This is a genomic window from Nocardia pneumoniae NBRC 100136 (assembly GCF_000308755.1).
Classification (GTDB): Bacteria; Actinomycetota; Actinomycetes; order Mycobacteriales; family Mycobacteriaceae; genus Nocardia; species Nocardia pneumoniae.
Genome location: NZ_BAGF01000041.1, coordinates 183,132 through 202,451 on the forward strand (window position 1 = coordinate 183,132; position 19,320 = coordinate 202,451).

The 19,320-nt window shown below is 66.5% G+C and carries 23 protein-coding genes and 1 pseudogene; 11 read left to right on the forward strand and 13 right to left on the reverse strand.

Going from position 1 to position 19,320, the window contains the following annotated elements; all coding sequences use genetic code 11:
- Window positions 1–160 precede the first annotated feature (160 nt).
- A complete protein-coding gene (locus tag ON34_RS13045; protein WP_083889371.1) occupies window positions 161–1,486 on the forward strand; it encodes a glycosyltransferase 87 family protein in 1,326 nt (441 codons plus the stop codon).
- 17 nt (window positions 1,487–1,503) lie between these two features.
- Here the strand turns inward: ON34_RS13045 and ON34_RS13050 are convergent, their stop codons facing one another.
- On the reverse strand, window positions 1,504–1,950 hold the full coding sequence (locus ON34_RS13050) for a nuclear transport factor 2 family protein (protein ID WP_040778914.1): 447 nt from the start codon (window positions 1,948–1,950) through the stop codon (window positions 1,504–1,506).
- Between the two features lie 71 nt (window positions 1,951–2,021).
- Window positions 2,022–2,213 (reverse strand): hypothetical protein, encoded by a 192-nt coding sequence (locus ON34_RS34570; RefSeq protein WP_083889373.1) that lies wholly within the window; start codon window positions 2,211–2,213, stop codon window positions 2,022–2,024.
- A 122-nt stretch (window positions 2,214–2,335) separates the two neighbouring features.
- On the opposite strand from ON34_RS34570, the gene ON34_RS13055 reads away from it, so the two are divergent.
- Entirely contained in the window at window positions 2,336–3,100 is a 765-nt protein-coding gene (locus ON34_RS13055) for a trans-aconitate 2-methyltransferase (protein WP_040778916.1), read from the forward strand.
- Window positions 3,101–3,245: 145 nt separating this feature from the next.
- Here the strand turns inward: ON34_RS13055 and ON34_RS13060 are convergent, their stop codons facing one another.
- Entirely contained in the window at window positions 3,246–3,515 is a 270-nt protein-coding gene (locus ON34_RS13060; RefSeq protein ID WP_051022457.1) for an ANTAR domain-containing protein, read from the reverse strand.
- A gap of 180 nt (window positions 3,516–3,695) precedes the next feature.
- On the opposite strand from ON34_RS13060, the gene ON34_RS13065 reads away from it, so the two are divergent.
- Window positions 3,696–3,974 carry a hypothetical protein gene (locus ON34_RS13065; protein WP_040779098.1) on the forward strand — a complete coding sequence of 93 codons (279 nt, stop codon included), beginning with the start codon at window positions 3,696–3,698 and terminating at the stop codon, window positions 3,972–3,974.
- 60 nt (window positions 3,975–4,034) lie between these two features.
- On the opposite strand, the gene ON34_RS13070 is transcribed toward ON34_RS13065, so the two are convergent.
- The 3 genes from ON34_RS13070 to ON34_RS13080 all read right to left on the reverse strand — a co-directional run bounded on the left by ON34_RS13070 (window position 4,035) and on the right by ON34_RS13080 (window position 5,430).
- On the reverse strand, window positions 4,035–4,235 hold the full coding sequence (locus tag ON34_RS13070; RefSeq protein ID WP_040778919.1) for a hypothetical protein: 201 nt from the start codon (window positions 4,233–4,235) through the stop codon (window positions 4,035–4,037).
- A 174-nt stretch (window positions 4,236–4,409) separates the two neighbouring features.
- Window positions 4,410–4,868: a MerR family transcriptional regulator gene (locus ON34_RS13075; RefSeq protein ID WP_085997067.1), complete on the reverse strand. Its 459-nt coding sequence runs from the start codon at window positions 4,866–4,868 to the stop codon at window positions 4,410–4,412.
- Between the two features lie 10 nt (window positions 4,869–4,878).
- Window positions 4,879–5,430, reverse strand: a complete 552-nt coding sequence (locus ON34_RS13080; RefSeq protein WP_040779102.1) for a class I SAM-dependent methyltransferase — start codon at window positions 5,428–5,430, stop codon at window positions 4,879–4,881.
- 439 nt (window positions 5,431–5,869) lie between these two features.
- On the opposite strand from ON34_RS13080, the gene ON34_RS36020 reads away from it, so the two are divergent.
- The 3 genes and pseudogenes from ON34_RS36020 to ON34_RS13090 all read left to right on the forward strand — a co-directional run.
- On the forward strand, window positions 5,870–6,022 hold the full coding sequence (locus ON34_RS36020) for a hypothetical protein (protein WP_157172284.1): 153 nt from the start codon (window positions 5,870–5,872) through the stop codon (window positions 6,020–6,022).
- A 411-nt stretch (window positions 6,023–6,433) separates the two neighbouring features.
- The gene (locus tag ON34_RS13085; RefSeq protein ID WP_040778922.1) at window positions 6,434–7,192 is read left to right on the forward strand and encodes a hypothetical protein; all 759 of its coding nucleotides are present in this window, start codon (window positions 6,434–6,436) and stop codon (window positions 7,190–7,192) included.
- An 88-nt stretch (window positions 7,193–7,280) separates the two neighbouring features.
- Window positions 7,281–7,937, forward strand: a pseudogene (locus tag ON34_RS13090) (dienelactone hydrolase family protein); the annotation flags it as partial.
- On the opposite strand, the gene ON34_RS13095 reads toward ON34_RS13090, so the two are convergent.
- Together ON34_RS13095 and ON34_RS13100 are read right to left on the reverse strand one after the other, a co-directional pair.
- Window positions 7,918–9,021 carry a CapA family protein gene (locus tag ON34_RS13095; RefSeq protein WP_040778925.1) on the reverse strand — a complete coding sequence of 368 codons (1,104 nt, stop codon included), beginning with the start codon at window positions 9,019–9,021 and terminating at the stop codon, window positions 7,918–7,920. The pseudogene ON34_RS13090 and the gene ON34_RS13095 sit on opposite strands and share 20 nt — an antisense overlap.
- A gap of 80 nt (window positions 9,022–9,101) precedes the next feature.
- Complete coding sequence (locus tag ON34_RS13100) at window positions 9,102–9,632, reverse strand: hypothetical protein (RefSeq protein WP_157172286.1); 531 nt, start codon at window positions 9,630–9,632, stop codon at window positions 9,102–9,104.
- Window positions 9,633–10,268: 636 nt separating this feature from the next.
- Here ON34_RS13100 and ON34_RS13105 point away from each other — a divergent pair.
- Together ON34_RS13105 and ON34_RS13110 are read left to right on the forward strand one after the other, a co-directional pair.
- A complete protein-coding gene (locus ON34_RS13105) occupies window positions 10,269–11,045 on the forward strand; it encodes an MHYT domain-containing protein (RefSeq protein ID WP_040778931.1) in 777 nt (258 codons plus the stop codon).
- Window positions 11,046–11,190: 145 nt separating this feature from the next.
- A complete protein-coding gene (locus tag ON34_RS13110) occupies window positions 11,191–12,156 on the forward strand; it encodes a TIGR03557 family F420-dependent LLM class oxidoreductase (protein ID WP_040778933.1) in 966 nt (321 codons plus the stop codon).
- 101 nt (window positions 12,157–12,257) lie between these two features.
- Here ON34_RS13110 and ON34_RS13115 read toward each other — a convergent pair whose 3' ends face one another.
- Window positions 12,258–13,193 carry a sterol desaturase family protein gene (locus tag ON34_RS13115; protein WP_040778936.1) on the reverse strand — a complete coding sequence of 312 codons (936 nt, stop codon included), beginning with the start codon at window positions 13,191–13,193 and terminating at the stop codon, window positions 12,258–12,260.
- Between the two features lie 161 nt (window positions 13,194–13,354).
- On the opposite strand from ON34_RS13115, the gene ON34_RS36025 reads away from it, so the two are divergent.
- Window positions 13,355–13,603: a hypothetical protein gene (locus ON34_RS36025; protein ID WP_157172287.1), complete on the forward strand. Its 249-nt coding sequence runs from the start codon at window positions 13,355–13,357 to the stop codon at window positions 13,601–13,603.
- A 49-nt stretch (window positions 13,604–13,652) separates the two neighbouring features.
- Here ON34_RS36025 and ON34_RS13120 read toward each other — a convergent pair whose 3' ends face one another.
- The 3 genes from ON34_RS13120 to ON34_RS35530 form a co-directional block, all read right to left on the reverse strand.
- Window positions 13,653–14,708: a medium chain dehydrogenase/reductase family protein gene (locus ON34_RS13120; protein WP_051022459.1), complete on the reverse strand. Its 1,056-nt coding sequence runs from the start codon at window positions 14,706–14,708 to the stop codon at window positions 13,653–13,655.
- Between the two features lie 82 nt (window positions 14,709–14,790).
- The gene (locus ON34_RS13125; RefSeq protein WP_040778939.1) at window positions 14,791–15,387 is read right to left on the reverse strand and encodes a TetR/AcrR family transcriptional regulator; all 597 of its coding nucleotides are present in this window, start codon (window positions 15,385–15,387) and stop codon (window positions 14,791–14,793) included.
- A gap of 54 nt (window positions 15,388–15,441) precedes the next feature.
- Window positions 15,442–15,678: a MarR family winged helix-turn-helix transcriptional regulator gene (locus tag ON34_RS35530; protein WP_218003880.1), complete on the reverse strand. Its 237-nt coding sequence runs from the start codon at window positions 15,676–15,678 to the stop codon at window positions 15,442–15,444.
- 124 nt (window positions 15,679–15,802) lie between these two features.
- Here ON34_RS35530 and ON34_RS13135 point away from each other — a divergent pair, with 124 nt between their 5' ends.
- Window positions 15,803–16,180, forward strand: a complete 378-nt coding sequence (locus ON34_RS13135) for a hypothetical protein (protein ID WP_245548012.1) — start codon at window positions 15,803–15,805, stop codon at window positions 16,178–16,180.
- Between the two features lie 3 nt (window positions 16,181–16,183).
- On the opposite strand, the gene ON34_RS13140 is transcribed toward ON34_RS13135, so the two are convergent.
- Window positions 16,184–17,821 (reverse strand): FAD-binding oxidoreductase, encoded by a 1,638-nt coding sequence (locus tag ON34_RS13140; RefSeq protein WP_051022460.1) that lies wholly within the window; start codon window positions 17,819–17,821, stop codon window positions 16,184–16,186.
- Between the two features lie 351 nt (window positions 17,822–18,172).
- Here ON34_RS13140 and ON34_RS13145 point away from each other — a divergent pair.
- Window positions 18,173–19,320, forward strand: a 1,148-nt coding sequence (locus ON34_RS13145) for an amino acid adenylation domain-containing protein (RefSeq protein ID WP_040778945.1), incomplete at its 3' end; no start/stop codon positions are given.

Consider the following 19,320-nt stretch of genomic DNA (forward strand, 5'->3'; position numbering starts at 1 on the left):
GCCTCCCGCGTCGACCGGGATCGGGACCGTCATCTGCCGACCTCCTCTGCTGCCTCGGGCTGGTGGTGGCATACCCGTTTCCGGGGCCTTCACGCGACGAGCGCTACCGGACCGTGCCACGTGCTGAACCCGCGGAGATAGGTCGGTATAGTCGCCGCGGATGAGTAGTGTCAGCGCCACCGCCGAAACGCCGATGTCCCATAACCGTCGACTCGGGCGTGTGCTGCGCATGGCGCCGGTCCTCGCGGTCGCGTTCTCCGCCTTCTGTCTGCTGAAGCCGGTCTGGCCATTCGACAAGATCACCGGCGGGTTCATCGACCTGCAGGTCTATCGGCTCGGCGTCGACGCCATGCGGCACGGCGCCGACATGTACGGCCAGCTTCCGCAGACGACCATCGGCGCGGGTCTTCCGTTCATCTATCCGCCGTTCGCCGCTCTGGCGCTGGGCCCGTTCGCGATGCTGCCGTGGGACGTGGCCGCGCTGAGCTTCTTCGTCTCCTCGGTGGCCGCTCTGGCCATCACGCTGTACGTGGTGGCCCGGCGGGTGTGGCCGGAGGAGTCGCAGCGCGGGCTGGCGGTCTGGGCGACGGCCTGTGCGACACCGCTGGGACTGCTGCTCGAGCCGATTCATTCGACGCTGGACTTCGGTCAGGTCAACCTGCTGCTGATGGCGCTGGTCGCCGCGGATTGCCTGACGCACAAGCCGCGCTGGCGCCGCGGCATGCTGATCGGGATCGCCGCCGCGATCAAGCTGACGCCCGCGGCGTTCGTGCTGTATTTCCTGGTGCGCCGGGACTACCGGGCCGCGGCGACCGCCGCCGTCACCGGTGCGGCCGCGACGGCACTGGGCTTCGCGGTCCTGCCGAAGGAATCGGTCAAGTACTGGTTCGGTGGCCTCGGCAACGTGTCCGGGCTGAGCGGGTCCGCATTCCATACCAATCAGTCGATTCAGGCGGTGTTCGCCCGGTTCGAGGTGCCCGAGCCCGCGTTCACGATGATCTGGGTGGTGCTGGGCGCCGCGCTGCTCGTGCTGGTCGTCGCCGCGATGCGCCGAGCCGCCGACCTCCCGGCGCTCGCCCTGGCCATCAACGCCGTCTTCACCCTGCTCGTCTCGCCGATCTCCTGGTCGCACCACTGGGTATGGATCGCGCCCGCGTTGTTCGCCCTGGTCGGATACGCGACTCGCCTTCCCGGCAGGCGGGCGATCGCCTGGTGGGTGACGTTCGTGGTCACCACGGCGGTCTTCGTGATCGGTCCGCACAACTGGCTGCCGGACGGCGAGCACCGCGAAACCATGTGGACGCCATGGCAGCACTTCATCGGCAACACCTACGTGTGGTTCAGCGTGGTGCTGGTCGCGCTGTTCTTGGTCGGCAGCAGGCGAGGTGCCTGGATGCTGCGGGCGGAGCAGCCGGACACCCAGGCGGCGGCGTCTTCCGAGGCGGCGACAACGGCTCTCACTCCCGAGGCGGCTGGACGCCCGTAGGACAGTCCGCCTCCGGATCAGCCCATGCCAGGGGCGGAGGGCGCGACGAAGAGGAAGCTCTTCTCCTCGACCCGCTTTTTGATGCGCCACTGGCCGTCGACGCGGACGAACGTGTCGAGGTACCACAGACCGCACAGCATCATGGTCGGCGGCCCGTCGCCGCCGGACATCAGCATCGGGTTGTGACACATTGTGCGCCCGGTTGCGGTGTCACCGTCGACGGTGATGGACGAATTGCTGATCAGGTGTTGGAAGGCGGGGAAATTCGGCAGGACCGAGGCGAGGAACTTCTTGGTGGCGGCCAGATCGCCCACCGAGCCGCCCATGGCCGAGTAGTCGATGTGCGCCTCCGGGGTGAAGACCTCGTCCAGCAGGTCCCACTGATGGGTATCGACCGCGTGCGAATATCGCACCATCAGGTCTTCGATCTCGAGTCGATCGGAAATCTCCTGTAACGACAGCACGCCTGCCTCCTGGTCACGTCGATGTGGCTAGATGCCATCAGGATTCGACGTGCGGGGCAAGTGCCGCCTGATCATGCCTTGCGCGGCAGGATGTTCAGAACCAGTGTGACCCCGGACACGATGCTCGCGCTGGCCACCAGGGTGGAGAAGGCGGACTGCGTGAGCGCCGCGATACCGAGCGAAAAGGCAAGGCACGTGGCCAAAGCTAGCGCGCCGGTTCCCCGTTCCACACCGGCTATCCGGGTTGGTCGGTGATCCGTCATAGCTATGTGATACCCACGGATGGCCGTTACGAAACCGTGATGCCGAGTCTATTTTCTCCGGTTTGCGTACCGCGCGTACAGTACGTACGTACGGTTTGGTAGGCGAGGTTCGGGAGCGGGCTATGTGGGATCCCCAGCAGTACCTGGCGTTCGGCGACTACCGGTCGCGTCCCTTCTTCGACCTGCTGGCCAGGATCGGCGCGACCGAGCCGCGGGCCGTGGTCGACCTCGGTTGCGGTCCAGGGCATCTCACCGGCGCACTCGTGCGGCGCTGGCCCGGCGCGAGTGTCCAGGCGCTCGACTCGTCGCCCGACATGGTCGCGGCCGCGCGCGATCGCGGCATCGAAGCGACGCTCGGCGCCGTGGAGGACTGGCAACCGGGCGGAGATACCGATGTCGTCATATGCAATGCCGTCCTGCACTGGGTGCCCGAACATCCAGCCTTGCTGGCGCAGTGGATGCGGCAACTCCCCGCGGGGGCGTGGTTGGCCATCCAGGTTCCCGGAAACTTCGACGCGCCCTCTCATCGAGCCATCCGGCAAGTGGCTGCCCGCGGCGAATGGCGCGACCGTCTCGCGCGGGCGGGCATCCTCGAGCCGGAGGCGGTGCTCGATCCGGTCGGCTACGCCGACGTGCTCGCCGCCTCCGGCGGCGCCGTCGACGCGTGGGAAACGACCTACCTGCAGCGTTTGACTGGTGACGACCCGGTGCTCGGCTGGCTCGCGGGCACCGCGCTGCGCCCGGTCCGCGACGTCCTCGACAACGCGCAGTGGCGGGAGTTCACCGCCCAGCTCGTCCCACTGCTCCGAGCCGCCTACCCCGGCCGGGTAGACGGCACCACTTGGTTGCCGTTCCGGCGAGTGTTCGCGGTTGCCCAGAAGCAGTAGCGCTCCCGCGCCGGTGCGGACGGCTACGGACACCCATATGTCCGGAAAACGCCGAGGCACCCGCGTGGGCAGGCGGGCGCTGCCGTCGACGATCGCGCCGAGCCTCGTGTGCGCGGCTTGCCGGACGCGCGACCGATTCGGTGGCTCATGCCGTCCACAGGAGTTGGTCCAAGCGGCTGCGCAGCTCGCTGGTCACCGTGGGCGGGCAGACGGACGGCAGTTCGGCGGCGACCCGGGCGGCGAGAATCCGCAGCTTGGTGTTGGTTTCCTGGGAACGTACCCGCAGCAGCGTGAACGCTTGCTCGGCGTCGAGGCCGTAGACCAGCATCACCGCGCCCTTGGCCTGCTCGATCACCGCTCGCGCGGCCGTCGGATCGAGGTCAGCGGTCGCCGCGCTGTCACCGTCGTCGCTCACACTCGGGCACTACCCGTCCGCGGCCGTCTGACACCCGATTTCGAGCTAACTCTCGACCGGCAAGGGGACGCCCTCGTCCGATCGGAGGGTTGACGGATTCTCCGCGGATCGCGATACTTCGATCGTCATAGCGATTGCGTATAACTTGTCCAGCCGCAACGCGACGGAGACAGATCAATGATGATCCATACGGCAGTCGAAGCGTTCCTGATGGCTCAGGTGGAGGATCCCGTCCCGGAAGCTCCACCCAATTCGGACAAGATCCTCCAGTTGCTCCGGTACTTCACGTGGTTCGTGATTCTCTCCGGCGTCACCGGAATCATGTACGCGGGAGGGAAGTTCGCCTGGGAGAAATGGCAGGGCGGTCCGCTGGCGTCGGCGAAAATGGTCGCCGGCGGCATGCTCGGCGGTGTCATCGCCACCAGCGCGGGGACGATCATGAACGCGCTGATCGGTTGAGTCGCTCGCTCTGGTGGTGGCGCCGATGTGGCTCCACCACCAGCCGGTCGGCGTTCGTGGTTACTCGGTGACTTCCAGTTCCACCAATTGGCCTGGTATGAAAGACTTTTCGCGCCGGTTGGTCTCCACGCCGAAAACCGCTACGACCAGATCGCCGCCGGGCTGGACCACTCCCGCTTGCGTGAGGGTGCCATACCCGACGACCGATTCGCCGATATGGTCGGCCAGCTCTGCCGCGGGGATTCGAATTGTCTTGCTCACGAGGGCACCTCTATCGAGTCGAAGTGTCACGGTTGGCTGTGTCACTGTGCGCAGAACTCGATCCTAATCGGCGAAAACGTACGCAGAACCCCCCGCTCGCCCCCGATTCGACTCGCGGCGACCGGATTGCCGCAAACTCCACCGTCAGAGCGGAAATCCATGCGCCATTACGATTTACATTCGGTGCATTGATCCGTTCGTGACGGCCGACGGGCGTGCGCAGTCCGCTCCGGTCGCCAGCGCGAGCGCGTCGGCGACCTTGGCTCGGAAGTGCGGGCAGCCGCGGAAATCCTCCGCGTCGCAATCCAGAGCATGCGAGATGGTCTCGAGTGCCGCTGTGGCCTGGGCGATGTGCACCGCGAGCTGGTCGCGGTGCGCGCGCAGCAGAGCGCGACGAGCGTCGCGGTTCGAGGCTTCGGCGAACAGCGTGGCAAGCTCGTCCAGCGACAACCCGACCTGCTTGCCGAGCAGGATCATCGTCACCGTCTCCGCGTCGTCGTCGCGATATCGGCGGCGGCCCGCGCCGTCTCGTCGCGGAGCGAGCAATCCGGCGTCTTCCCAATGCCGCAGCACATGGGTGGCCAGTCCGAAACGTGCCGCGAGTTCACCGATCGACATATCGCCGCCCGTCATACCCCGCACTCTAGGCGGCGTGCGCGGTGAATCGCGCGTACAGCCCGATCGGATGTCGCCGTGGACGCGCCGTTTCCCGACGCACGGTAGCCGCAGGGAAGCAGCGGCGTAGCGCGCGCAGGGCGGGCGCCGCGGGTACGAATCGGAAGTCGTAGATCGCCACGGTGCCGCCGGGCCGCAGCACTCGCGCCAGCTCCTCGACCGCCCGGTCCACATCGGGCCATTCGTGCAGACTCAGGCTCGACACGACCAGGTCGAAGCTGTCGTCGGGGTAGGGCAGTGCGCCGACGTCTCCCACCGAGATCTCCGCTCGATCGGCGAGTGTCCGCTCGGCGATCTCGATCATGTGCGGCGACAGATCCACGCCATGCAGCCGCAGATCCGGTCGGCCAGAATGCAGTCGCGCCAGCAACTTTCCCGGCCCGGTCCCTACGTCGAGCACCCAGGCCCCCGGGTCCGTCGCGGCGTCGACATACGCAGTGATCAGCTGGTACAGGCCACCGAGCAGCCGAGTGGCCCGCCGGTCGTAGCCCTGGCTCTGCTTCTCTCCGAACGTTGTCATGATTCCCCTTTTCTCGCAGGTGCCCACAGCTTGCGAGTTAAGGTCGACCTGAAGTCAAGGGGAGCCGAGCAGGGCGACGCCAGCTTGCAGTTCGTGATACGGATCGTCCGGCGAGTGGACGAAGCGGGGCCGCCGAGGTGACATAGCGTGAAGAGGCGAATGCACCGCGAACGGGCGGTGCGGCGAGACGAAGATGGGGCCGCGGTCTACGGACCGGGCCTGCGGCTGGGCCGCGGCGAAACGGGCATTCTTCGCGATTTCGATTCGGCAGCAGTCGCCGTCTCGGGTGATCGATCGACGGCGACAGCTGCTGGGCTCGGCCTCCTTACTCACCTGGCCAGGACTTCGAATCAGTAGATGCAGGACCACATTCAGCTGCTGTGGTCTGCTCGGACGGCGACCTCAGATGCACCACACGGCGCTACCCAGAGGCACGCAGATGACAACCGATCCCCAAGCCGGCGTAGCCATGTCGGATGGCGTTGCCGCAGAAGCGGCGGGACCCGCGATAACGCCCAATGAGAGGACCATTGCGGTCGCGGCGCAGATTTTCGTGATTCTGGTGGACATTGTGATCCTTCAACTCGGATGAACTCTTACCTATGACTCACGAATTTCATAGTTCACCGTATAGACGGCGAACGCCAGGCAAGGAAAAGTCAAGTTCCGTCAGGTCGCGTAACGGGAAGATCACCCCGGGGGAGTTTTACGGGGCGGCCGACCTCGAACGCGGCCATAAAAAAGACCCTGAGTCTCCTATTGCAGGAGAAAAACGTCCGTAACGCACAGATGGAGTCACACGCGAGGATCGTTACGCAATCATATCCAGCTGATTCGGCATACTCGCCGCCCGGTGACCGGCCGTGGATCCGCAAATGGAGCGCTCGCCTCGCCCTGAGACGTCCTGCGAGGTCGGCGCTCCGTGTGGCCTGTCCGGCGCAGGGCTTCCCACTGGAGGGAGTTGCCAACGAACTCGACGTCGCCCCGACCATAAACTGAGGTTATGGTGCAGCCGACTCCGTGGCGGGCGAACGAGACCCAGGACGGGAGCGGCGTGCCTGCACCAGGGGCGAGTGGCACCGGGCGGCAGGAACCGAAGGCCTATCAGGTCGCGCTGCGCGGGTACTGGGGCTATGTCGCGGCGGCGATTGGCAACCTGCTGACATTCATACTGCTGTTCCAGTCATGGATGACCGTCAGGGGGCCCGACGGCAGTGTCAGCGTCAATGCTTTCGGCCGCATGCAGATCACCACGTCGTTCATGAACATCTGGTCATCACAGGGGCCACGCCCTGCACAGATCACGGGAATCTGGGCCATTTTGGCCAGCGCGGCCATTGTCGTCACCGTTCTGGCGGTGGTGATCAATCTGCGGCTTCGTATCGAGGCGCTCACCCGACTGGTGACGTTGTCCACACTGACCACCGCGTTGTTCGTGCTGATCACCGTGCTCCATATCAACAGCAAAGCCGCTCAGTTGAAGGCGATGGTCGCACGGACCTCGGATCTGGGCGGTCAGATCGGATCGCTCATGAGCTGGGCGTTTGGCAATGGCAAACTCGCGGTGCCAGGAGTGGGACAGGCCACGTACGCCTCCGCGTCGCTCACCCAGTGGGCGCTGCTCGCCGGCTTCGTAGCGCTGGGCTCAGCCGTCGCCGCGGTCTCGCAGTGGATCAGCAGCAGTTCGACAGGTCTGTTTCGCCTGCCCCGTATCACCGTAATCACATCGGAACTGCCTTCGAAGGCCGACCCCGCCGAGTGACCCGAGGGCAACCAGCCTTCGTCCCTCTTGCGTCCGACCGGCTCGATCGGGTACGCCAGAGAGCAGGAGGTGTTCGATGTGGTCAGCACCTTATTCCTCGACGCGGACAGAAGAGGTCATCGTGCCGCCGGAATCCATCCGGCTGGCCGGGATACTGGCCGTCCCGGAGAACTGCACCGGTCTGATCGCCTTCGCGCACGGCAGCGGTAGCGGCAGGCGCAGTCCGAGGAATCGGTTCGTCGCCGAGGTCCTGAACCGAGCGGGATTCGCGACCATGCTGGTCGACCTGTTGACCCCCGGCGAGGAGGGGGACCGCTCGCGTGTTTTCGACATCGAGTTGCTCGCCCATCGCCTCGTCGAGGTGACCCGCTGGTTGCGGACCCGCCCGGAACTGACCGGACTGCCCACCGGCTACTTCGGAGCGAGCACCGGCGCGGGTGCGGCGCTGTGGGCGGCCACCGAACCGGGCACCGAGATCGCCGCCATCGTCTCCCGCGGCGGTCGGCCCGACCTGGCCGGTCCGCGGCTGGCGCTGGTCCGTGCGCCCACCCTGCTCATCGTCGGCGGCAACGACCACTGGGTGCTGGAGGCCAATCGGGAGGCCCGGCTGCGGATGCCGTGCCCGAGCGAGGTCGACGTGGTGCCCGGCGCGACACATCTCTTCGAGGAACCCGGCGCCCTGGAACAGGTCGCGGATCTCGCCCGCGACTGGTTCCACCGCCATCTCACCGTTGTGCGGCGTTGAACACCACGGGGAAGTCATCGGGCCGCGACGCGACGCGGGTTCCGAAGCCGCGGCTGATGTCCTCGATCATCTGGCACAGCCAGCGTGATTCGCCACGGGCAGCCCACTCCAGACGCATCTGCCGTTCGTGCAGTGGAATCATGCGCACGTCCGCCGCGTCGGCATTGATGGACACGAGATACAGCAAACGCAGTTCGGTGCGATACCGCTCGTAGCCGCGAATGCCCTCGTAATCGTCGATGACGTCGCCGCACCCGTACAGAATCGGTTTACCGCGGTATATCTCGATCGGCCGGGGATGGTGTGCGGAATGTCCGTGTACGACATCGACTCCCGCGTCGATCAGCCGATGCGCGAATTGCTTTTCGCTCGAGGTCACTCCGTAACCCCAATTCGGTCCCCAATGGACGGAGACGATAGCGATGTCGTGGCCATGCTTGTGCGCCAATACTTTCGCGGCTACGTCATCGGCGGCACGGGCGCTCGGTGATTCGCCGACCCGCCACAGCCCAGGCCGGTCGTCGCGCGCCGTCCAGGATTCCGGAACCCCGCTCGATCCGCAGGCGACCGAGACGATCACTATCCGATGTTCGTTGTCCAGTTCGACTATCGCGGGGGCTTGCGCCTCGTTCAGGTCCGCGCCCGCCCCGGCACGGCGGATGCCCGCGGCATCGAGGGCTTCGAGTGTGTCGACCAGTCCCGGAATACCGAAGTCCAGAATGTGATTGTTGGCCAGAGCGCAAACGACCGGCGCGATCGCGGTCAACACCGGCACATTATCCGGGTTCATCCGGTAGTGCACGCCTTTGCCCGGCGCGAACGCCCCGTCCGCGGTGATCGAGGTCTCCAGGTTGATCAACCGGACATCGGGGTCGGTCTGCGCGAGGAGCGACAGGACATCACCCCACGGTCGACGGAAATCGACGGGATACGCGAATGCGCCATTCGCGCGTTCGGCCAGCTCCACATATGTTCGCGCATCGTCGACGCACCGTTCGCGCAGCGCCGGTTCGCCAGGATGCGGCAGAATCTGGTCCACGCCCCGGCCGAGCATGACGTCGCCGCCCAGCAGCACCGTCGCCATACCACCATTGTCGATCTTCTTCCGGCCATGCGCTCGCCGCTCGCCGATCCAAATTTGCGGAAGGCGGGCTCAGGGTCGGGTCAACGGTTGGACATCGAGAGCAGCTGCTGCGGGTCGTCGGCGTAGACCGTGGCGATGACGTTCGCGCGCGCGGCGAGATCGCGGGCGAGGTCGCGGATGTCGGCGGGCACGGTGGGGTCGTTGTCGATGCCGATCAGCAGATCACGGGTGTGAATCGCCGTCGACTGCGCGCAGTGCCGCAAGCGCGCCTTGGCCACGGTGTCGAGCGCGGCGGGGCTGAGGTAGCGCTGAATGTGCTCGCCCCGGTCGGTGATCCGGTTGACGACCGGTTCGGTGGCCGCATCGGTGAGCCATCGCTCCGCGTCGGCCGTGATTTCGAAGACGAGATCGTGGTCGCGGATATCGGTGGGATTCAGAGAGGTGGTCAGCAGAGCCAAGCTCGCTCGCCCGATCGCGAGGAATCCGCTCATGGCGTGGGCGAGCAGGACATCCGGGTCAGCTGTCGGCAACTGGTTTAGACGTTGCCCTACGACGGTGACCCAGCAAGCGAGATGTTCGGCTCCGGTGTCGATCGACGTCGCTGTCGGCATAGCGCGACCATACGCTGTTACCGCCGCGAGACATACAACGAAACGCTGAAAGTTCGCCAGATGTCGTAGCAGTGGGTTGCGGATGGTCCGATCGCGCCGGAACGGTACGCGGAGACCAGCATTCGCCAGCCGGGGCGATCATCCCGGCGAGCAGGGGATTTCGCTAAGCATCGTCGGCTTTTGGGCCGAGCTGGAGCGGCCTGCTTTCCGTCTCTTCCGTGCGTCCGGAAGGTGTCAATCCGACATGACGGTGTTCCGGCTATCTAGCCCAAGTGTTGCTGAGCGTGTTGCCATACGATTTCGCGCCGGTGATTAATCGGCATCATGTACCGCTGCGCCACCCGTGCGCCGGTTCGAATCGGCGGAGGGCTTGCGTCCATGAGCTTCCCGGCGATCGGGGTTCGAGCCGACCGGAGCCGATCGATAGCTGGAAGAGGCGGACTGTTGCGAGATCGGTGGCAGCCGAGTGGGGAGGTGCTTAACCCTGGCTTCCAGCGCATTTCCCGCTACCGGGAACTCATCCTATGAATATTTAGAGGATAGTTGTACTCTAAATTATCTACCTGCAGATTCACCATGTGAGGTTCGAGCGTCGGCGTGCCGACGGCGTCGAATCTATCCAGCGAGGGAGGTCGTGTGCTGGAAATCGACCACTTCAGCCACGGGTGGCTCACACCCGCGGTCGCGTACGTCATGTCGTTCACCGGTTCGTTGCTCGGGTTGCGGTGCATGGCCAGGGCCCGCAGCGGATCCGCGCGCGACGGCTGGCTCGTCGCCGCGGCGGTCGCCATCGGCGGCACCGGCATCTGGGTCATGCATTTCATCGCGATGCTCGGTTTCGCCATCGAGGGGGCATCGATCCGGTACAACGTGCCGATCACCCTGCTCAGCGCGTTGATCGCCATGGCGGTGGTGTGGGTCGGATTGTGCATCGCCCAGCGGCGTGCGCTGGGGCCGCCCGCGCTGTTCATCGGCGGAGCCATCACCGGCGTGGGCGTGGGCGCCATGCACTACTCGGGCATGTACGCGATGAAATCCGATGCGGCGATCGGCTACAACGTGTGGATCGTCGCCCTGTCGCTCGTGATCGCCGTGGTCGCCGCGACAGCCGCGCTGTGGTTCACGCTGCATGTGCGCGGAACGCTCGCCACCATCGGCGCGGCGCTGGTGATGGGGCTGGCGGTGTCCGGGATGCACTACACGGGCATGTTCGCCATGCACGTGCGCGAGGCCCAGCACCTGCACCCACCCACGGGAGCGGGCGCCACGCAGCTGCTGACTCCGCTGATCGTGAGCATCAGCCTGGTCACCGTGATGCTGCTACTGCATCTGGGAATCACCGATGTGAACGAGGAACCTGCCTACACCTCGCGTGGATCGCACTCCGCCACCTACTGGCCCACCCGCGACTGAACGAACGGCGGCCGCGGTATGGCGCGGCCGCCGACTCTGCCGCGCGGATTCGCATTCGCGGTTTTTCGTTTCGGATGCCGGGTACGCCCCGCCAAGAGCCGGTCCTGGCAGACGACCGGCGTCTCCCAGCCGACAGGAGGTGGCGATGCGTATCGGATACAAACTGGCGGCCGAGGCATACGGTCCGAACGAGCTTGTCCGCCAAGCGATTCGGGCGGAAGAGGTCGGATTCGACTTCGTCGAGATCAGCGATCACTTCCATCCGTGGCTGGACAATCAGGGGCATTCACCGTTCGCCTGGACCGTGCTCGGCACCATCGCGGCGAAGACCGAGCGGATCGGTTTGGCCACCGGTGTGACCTGCCCGATTCTGCGGTACCACCCCGCGATCATCGCCCAGGCGGCGGCCACCCTCGCGATCCTGTCCGGCAACCGGTTCACTCTGGGGGTGGGCTCGGGCGAACGCCTCAACGAACATGTCGTCGGTGGTGAGTTTCCTCCGGTGCGCATCCGCCAGCGGATGCTACGCGAGGCGCTCGAGATCATCCGGCTGCTCTGGCGCGGCGGATATCACTCCTACGATGGCGAATTCCTGACCGTCTCGGAGGCTCGGGTCTTCGATCTGCCCGAGGAGCCGCCGCCGATCGCCGTCGCCGGGGGTGGGCCCGAGGCGGCCCGGATCGCCGCCGAGCTCGGCGACGGCCTGTTCGCCACCGAACCGAGGTCGGACCTCGTCGAGCGTTACCGCGCCGCGGGCGGTGTGGGCCCGCGGTACGCGGAGGTCGGCATGGCCTGGGCTCCGGACGAGGAGACTGCCGCCAAGGCGGTACTGGACACGACACGGTGGGCCGTCACCGGATGGAAGGTGATGAGCGAACTGCCCAACCCGGTCAACTTCGCCGCCGCGACCACTACCGTCCGTTTGGAGGACATCTTCGACAACTTCGCCTGCGGCCCGGAGCCCGCTCCCTATCTGGACGCCGCCAAGCAGTACGCCGACGCGGGCTTCGATCATCTGGTCATGCAGAACGCGGGCCCTGATCCCGACGGCTTCCTGGACTTCTACCGCCGCGAACTCGACCAACCCCTCCGCGCACTGAGCCCGGCCTGAGTGGCGCACCCCGCCGTCACCGCTGGCCGATATCCAGGTCCGTCACTCGGCTGCGCCCTCGCCTCGAACCCATCGCGGCGGTGGCGTGGATAGCCCAGCGGTCAGCCTCGCGACATGTTGTGGCAACTGGAAGGGTCGGCCGATCGTGCGCGTTCTGCCGGGGTGGTAGTGAACTGGCAGCCGCCGTGCGCGGTGAACGGCTCGGCGAGTTGGGCGAGGTAGGTGACGGGGTAGTCGGGTTTGGCGGCCATGCCGAGGTCGTCGCTGCTGAAGCGGCGCGTTGGGTCGTAGCTGTGGGTGCGCAAGAGGTGGTCCCAGAGCAGGGTGAACAGGCCGAAGTTGACGTCGCCGATGCCCGCCCATTTGAGGTGGTGGAAGCGGTGGCCTTCGTTGAGGGCGAGCAGGTGTTTCAGTGGGCCGATGCGGTAGTCGGCGTTGGAGTGTTGTAGCAGCAGTTGCACGGCCACGGTGAGGGATAGGGCGGCTGCCACGCTGACGGGAATGCCGAGCAGCAGCAGCGGCGTGACGCCTGCGGTCATTTCGATGGTCTGGTGCAGGGGGTGTTTCATCAGGCCGTTGAGGCCGTAGAAGCGTTTGACGCTGTGATGCACGGCGTGGAAGCGCCACAGGACGCCGATCTTGTGGCTGGCGTAGTGGGTGAGGGTGATGCCGAGATCGGCGAACAGGATCGCGATCAGCACCTGGACGGCGAAAGGCAGTGTGGCGGGCCAGAATCCGTCGCCGGGGATCAGTGTGGCGAGTGCGGGGATGATGGCGACGCTGGTGAGGATGAGTGTTTCGTTGACGAGGACGTGGGCGGTGTCGCGGGCGGAATCGTCGTGGGAGTTGTTCCAGGTCGATTCGTAGGGCAGCAGGCGTTCGGCGGCGAATGACAGTGCGATCGCGGCGCCGAGCAGGACGAGCAGCCAGAGTTTGTTCGCGCCGGAAGCGGCCAGGGCGATGCCGAGGCCGTTGACGCCCAGCAGCAGCAGGGGTGCGTAGCCGTAGCGGACGGCCGGTTGGATGAACGTGGTCATGGCTTCCAGCCTCGCCGGGCGATGCGGGCGGGTGCTTGAACAAATCGGCTGACCTGACCGGCGGTTCAGCCGGTTGCCCCGCGCCACCCGGCTCGGAGGATCCCGGCCGCGCCTGTCACGCGCCGCCCGGCTCGATGCGCGGCTGTACGAGCGGCAGGTAGATGGTGTCGATGATCTCGGTGATGGTGCTGTCGGGGACGGTGGTGCCGGTGCCCGCCCTGCCGTACATGGCTGGTCAGGCGGTCGCCGTGGCGGATGTGGACGCGGCCCGAGCGATGGTGGCTGGCAACGCGTTCACCACCCGTGACCTCGCCGGTGGGTTCTTCGTCGGGGCCGCGGAGGCATGCGGTGCGGCAATTGCCTTTGTCCAGGCAAGACCAGCGCCTTCGACCGGCGGAGTTCGGCTGTGACGGCTCCGCCGGTCGCCGCGGCGTCGGGGCGGGACGGAGTGGCCGCAGGTCACGGCAGCTCTTCGGGCACGATGACGACCTTGCCGGTCACGGTGCGCGATTCCGCGAGAGCGAGTGCGCGGCCCGCGTCGGTCAGGGAGAAGCGTGCGGCGATCTGGGCGCGTAGTTCGCCGCGTGCGGCCAGGTCCAGGACGGCTCCGAGGTCTTCGGCGAGGCGGCTGCGGAACCGTGCCTGACGGCGCTTCCCGGCCCAGATGTTGTAGAAATGGGCGGATCGTTTGTTGGGCAACAGGTCCCACCACGCCAACCGTGCGAACAGCTTCAGCACCGGAAGCCGGGAATTCCCGTCTTCGTCCTTCGTCGATGCGCTTCCGTAGGCGACGAGGGTTCCGCCGGGCGCGAGCAAGGCGAACGAGTCCACGACGCTGCGGCCTCCCACGTGGTCGAATACCGCGTCCACGCCACCAGGGGCCAGTGCCCGCACCTGCCGCGGCACATCGCCGCGGTAGTCGACCGGGATCGCGCCGAGGGCCTGCACCGCCGCGGCATTACCGGCCGAGGCGGTCCCGATGACCCGGACGCCCGCGGCGCGGCCCAACTGCACGAGTGTCGATCCCACACCGCCGTTCGCGCCGTGCACCAGGATCGTCTGTCCCGCATGGACTTTCGCGAGCCGGTGCAGCATCTGCCACGCGGTGATGCCATTGACCACGAATGTCTCCGCTTCCGCGGCCGTCAGGCCGGTGGGCACCGGAACCAGGTCGGCGGCCTCGAGCACGCGGTGGCTGCTCCAGCCGCCGACCTTCGTCAGCGTCGCGACCCGCTGTCCGAGCAGCGCCGCGTCGCCGTCGGCGCCGACGGCGACCACCTCGCCGACCAGGTCGTAGCCGGGCGTGAACGGGAACGGCGGCTGGTCGTAGTACTTGCCGCGCCGCATCTGCTGCTCGGCGAACGAGACACCGGTGGCCTCGACGCGCACCAGTGCTTGGCCGGGTCGCGGCGGCGGCAGCTCACGCTGGATGATCATCAGTTCGTGCGGCTCTACCCGCCCGGGCAGGACGACTTCGACGGCGGTGGCCGGTGTCGTGGCCGTGGTGTCGGACATGGGATCCTCCTAGTGTGTGACTGATCAATCACTCTGTGGTTGAAGAAAATGCCCCCGCAGGGGCGGAAGTATTGGACTGGGCTCAAGCCATGGTGCGACTCTCGGCCGCGTCGCGAGCATGCGGGTGCCGGATACCGGCGGTGAGAATCGCCGCCCAGCTGCCCTCGTTGTCGTCGAGCCCGAGCGTGGTGATCAGGTGGCACAGCTGCCCATAGGCCATGAATCGCTGCACCTGATCATCCGTGGCGTCCGAACGGCTCTTGGCGTAGTCGGTCACCCGGCGCAGACCACGACGCACCGCGTCGGCGATTTCCGGGATGTCGGCGGCCGACTGGGCGTGCACCTGCAACATGAGCAGGCTCTTGTCCGCGATCAGTTCGGCATACGCGCCACCCATCTCCTGCAGGACCTTCTCCGGATCACCGCCCGGCACGCGGGCGGTGCCGGTCGCCAACGATCGCTCGATCAACTCGTAGCAGCGGTCCAGTGCGGCCACGAACAGCTCGACCTTGCTGGGGAAGAGCTTGAATACGTACGCGGGCGAAATGCCCGCCGCCGCGGCCACGGTATTGATCGGTGTCCCGTGATAGCCGGATTTGGCGAACTCCGCGATCGCGGCATCGACGACGGCCTCGCGGCGGGCATCCGATGTGGAGAGCGTGGCTCCTCGCTTGGGCATGTGAGTGACTGTACACTCACTCATGCTGCGCAGGCAACTGGGCTCGGCGGAACCTCACTGTCGGTTGGCGAGCAACAACTTTCCCAGCAGTGCCGTGAGCTGCTCCCGTTCACTCGGCTCGAGGGCGCTGAAGGTGCGGTTCAGAAACTCGGGCACCCCCTGCTCGGCGTCGGCGAGGGCCTGGCGGCCCGCCTCGGTGATCGTCACGGCGTACGCGCGCCGGTCGGCGGGATCGCGCTCGCGACGCACGTAGCCGGAGGAGCTCGCGACCCAAGCCCCGACCGGACGCAACCGTCAACGGTGGCACTTCGTCGTCGTCACCGATGCCGCGCAGCGCGCCGCCGTCGCCGACATCTTCCGCGGCGCCGTTCACGCGGGCGGCGGCCAGCCGCTCACGCCCGACGATCTACGCCGGATGTCCGCCAATCCCGCATCGATGCGGCGGATCAGTGACGGATTTCAGTATCTCTACGACAACATCCACCGCGTTCCGGCATTCGTGATCCCGGCCGTGGAAGGGCGCACCGACCGCGCCGGGGTTCTCGAGCAGTCCATGACGTGGGCCTGCCCGCCGTCTGGAGTTTCATGCTCGCCGCCCCGCGAGCGCGGACTCGGCACGGTCTGGACCACCGCCCACGCGCCACTGGAACGGGAATTGTCCGCGGTACTCGGCGTTCCCTACGACAAGGTGATGCTGGCCGCTCTGATCCCGCTCGCCTTCACGCTGGGAACCGATTTCCGGCCCGCGAAACGCATCGACCGCGACGAGGTACTGCACTGGAACCACTGGTGACGATCACCTCGCCGTCGGGTCGATCAGGACGCCCGGATTGAGAATGCCCGCCGGGTCGAGCGTCGATTTGGCCGCGCGCAGCGCGGCGGCGAAGGGCTCGGGTCGCTGGCGGTCGTACCAAGGGCGGTGGTCCCGGCCGACGGCGTGGTGGTGCGTGATGGTCGCGCCGGAGGTCTCCAATGCCTCCGACACCGCGTTCTTGATCTCGTCCCATTGCTCGACGGTCCGGCCCCAGCGGCCAGCGGCGTAGACGCCGAAGTAGGGCGCGGGCCCGTCCGGGTAGACGTGCGTGAACCGGCAGGTGACCACGCCGGTCACGCCGACGAAGTCGAACGCGGCCGTCGCCGCGGCGAGCACCGTCTCCCGCAGGGCGTCGAAACGGTCCCAGGTGCACGCGGTCTCGAACGTTTCGACGATCATCGACTGAGCGGCGAGTGCGTCGCGTTGATACGGCATCCGCAGAAACGACGAGCGCCAGGCGTCTCCCGCACCGGGGCGTGCTGTGTCTTGCGCCGAATCGCTGGTGCGAACTCCGTCGGGAACCGTTCCGCCGTGGTCGCGGCAGATCCGCACCGCGCGTCGTATCGGTTCGTCCACCGGATGGTCGGCGGATTCGAATCCGAGAACAAGTACACCCCCTGCGGTGCTGGTTCCCGCGTTGATGAACGCCTCGACCGGATCGAGCAGTCGGCAGTTCGCCGGATACAGCCCGGCCTGGGCGATCGTCCGGGTCGCGGCGACGGCCTTGCCGTAATCGTCGAACACCACCGAGGCCCCCGCGCGCCAGCGCGGACGATCCTGCAATCGCATCCACGCCTCGGTGATCACCCCGAGGATGCCCTCGGACCCGAGGAACATCCGGTCCGGCGAGGGACCCGCGCCCGATGCGGGCACCCGGCGTGATTCGCTGATGCCGATCGGCGTCACCACCCGCATCGATTCGACCATGTCATCGATGTGGGTGTAGACGGTCGCGTAGTGACCGCCCGCCCGGGTGGCCAGCCAGCCGCCGAGCGTGGAGAACTGGAACGACTGCGGAAAGTGCCGCAGCGTCAAGGCATCCGGGCGCAGCGCGGCTTCCAGCGCGGGGCCGAGTATGCCCGCTTGGATCCGCGCCGCGCGGCTGGTGCGATCGAGCTCGACGGTCCGCCCCAGGAGGCCGAGATCCAGTGCGATGGCGCCGGTGTAGTCGCCGGTGCACCGCGGTTCGACACCCCCGACCACCGACGTTCCACCGCCGAACGGCACCGCGGCGACGCCCGCGCTCGTGCACCAGTCCAGGATGTCGACCACGTCCTGCTCGGTCCGCGGCCGCACCACTTGATCGGGTACGTGATCGACGCGGCCGAGCAGATTACGTACTACGTCGCGAAAAGCCTGCCCGTGCCCGTGCGCGACGCGATCACGGAGATCCTCCGACGCCAGATCGGCCAGCGAACCCGGCAGCTGGATGCGAGGAGCTGGCACGTCCAACGACTGCGGATCGGGCGCCTCGTGCACCGCCAAGTCGGCCTCGGGCAGCAGGGCCGATACGCGTTCGGTCAGGGCCGCTCGTTCGGCGCCGGTGACCGCGTCCTCGACGTTTCCCCAGCCCCACCACGACCTCGTCACGGCTACTCCTTCGGCGCGCTGCGCTGACATCGACCCGAACAATAGCCACATCAATGTGAAGTGATATCAGTCACATCAGATTCTCGGGTGAAAAGCCTCTTATCCAGATGTTCTTCGCATCACACGATGTCATCGCACAACGCCGGTCTGGGTACTCCTATGAACTTTCCCAAACCTCGGCGCGCCGATTCGATCGGCGTTCGCTAAGGTCCGTTCTGCACGCTCGGGTCATGGTTCACGCATTTGAGGCACTGCTTCTGGCTCCATAGCCAGAGCGGACAATGATCGACCAGAGAGTGAACTCGCCACCGCATGACCCCGTCACGTCGTTCCGCACGTCGCGTCCATCATTCAAGAGCACGTAATCTCCTGTTTCCCCAATTGCTGACCGCCGCGGTGGACACGGCGTTCGATTCGGCCGCGCTGCGATACAACCCGACCGGTGAGCCCGCTGATCAGCGTGAGCTGACTTATCGGGAGTTGGATGAGGCGTCGTCGCGGTTGGCGCGGTATCTGATCGGGCAGGGGGCGGGTCCGGGCGATTTCGTCGCGGTGGCGATCACCCGTTCGGTGGAGTCGGTGCTGGCGATGTGGGCGGTGGCGAAGACCGGCGCCGCCTATGTGCCGGTGGACCCTGGGTATCCGGCGGATCGCATCGCGCACATGCTGTCGGACTCCGGGGCGATGCTGGGTGTGACCACCTCGGCGCATCGGTCGGGGCTGCCGAGCGCGGGCGTGGAGTGGATCGAGCTGGACGCGCCGGTGCACCGGGAGCGGATCGCCGCGGAACCGGCGCATTCGGTGTGCTACCTGGACCGACTACGCCCACTGACCGAGCAGCATTTGGCGTATGTGATCTACACCTCCGGATCGACCGGTAAGCCGAAAGGTGTCGCGGTCACGCATGCCGGTCTGGCGGCGTTGGTGGAGCACGAGGTCGCCGTCCGCGCGGTGACCCGGGAATCGCGGGTCTCGCATCTGTGTACGCCGAGTTTCGATTTTTCGGTGATCGAGATGTTGTTGGCGTTTTCGGCGGGTGCGACGTTGGTGGTGGCGCCGCCGGGGGTGTTCGCGGGGGTGGAGTTGGCTGATTTGTTGCGGCGGGAGCGGGTGACGCATCTGTGTATCACCCCGGGTGCGTTGGAGTCGTTGGATCCGGCGGGGCTGGATGATCTGCGGGCGATTTTGTGTGGTGGCGAGCGGGTGGGCCCCGAACTGGTCGCGCGGTGGGCGAGCGGGGATCGGTCGTTCTACATCGTGTACGGGCCGACCGAGACCACCATCTTCGCCACCGGCACCGAGGCACTACGCCCGGACGGCCCGACACACATCGGTACGCCCGTCCCATCTCTAGGCGTGCACGTGCTCGACGCGCGGCTACGGATGGTGCCGTCCGGCGTGATCGGTGAACTGTATCTATCCGGACCCGCTCTCGCGCAGGGATACCTCGGACGGCCCGAGCTGACTGCGGAGCGGTTCGTCGCCAACCCGTTCGGTGCGATACCCGGTAACCGCATGTATCGCACTGG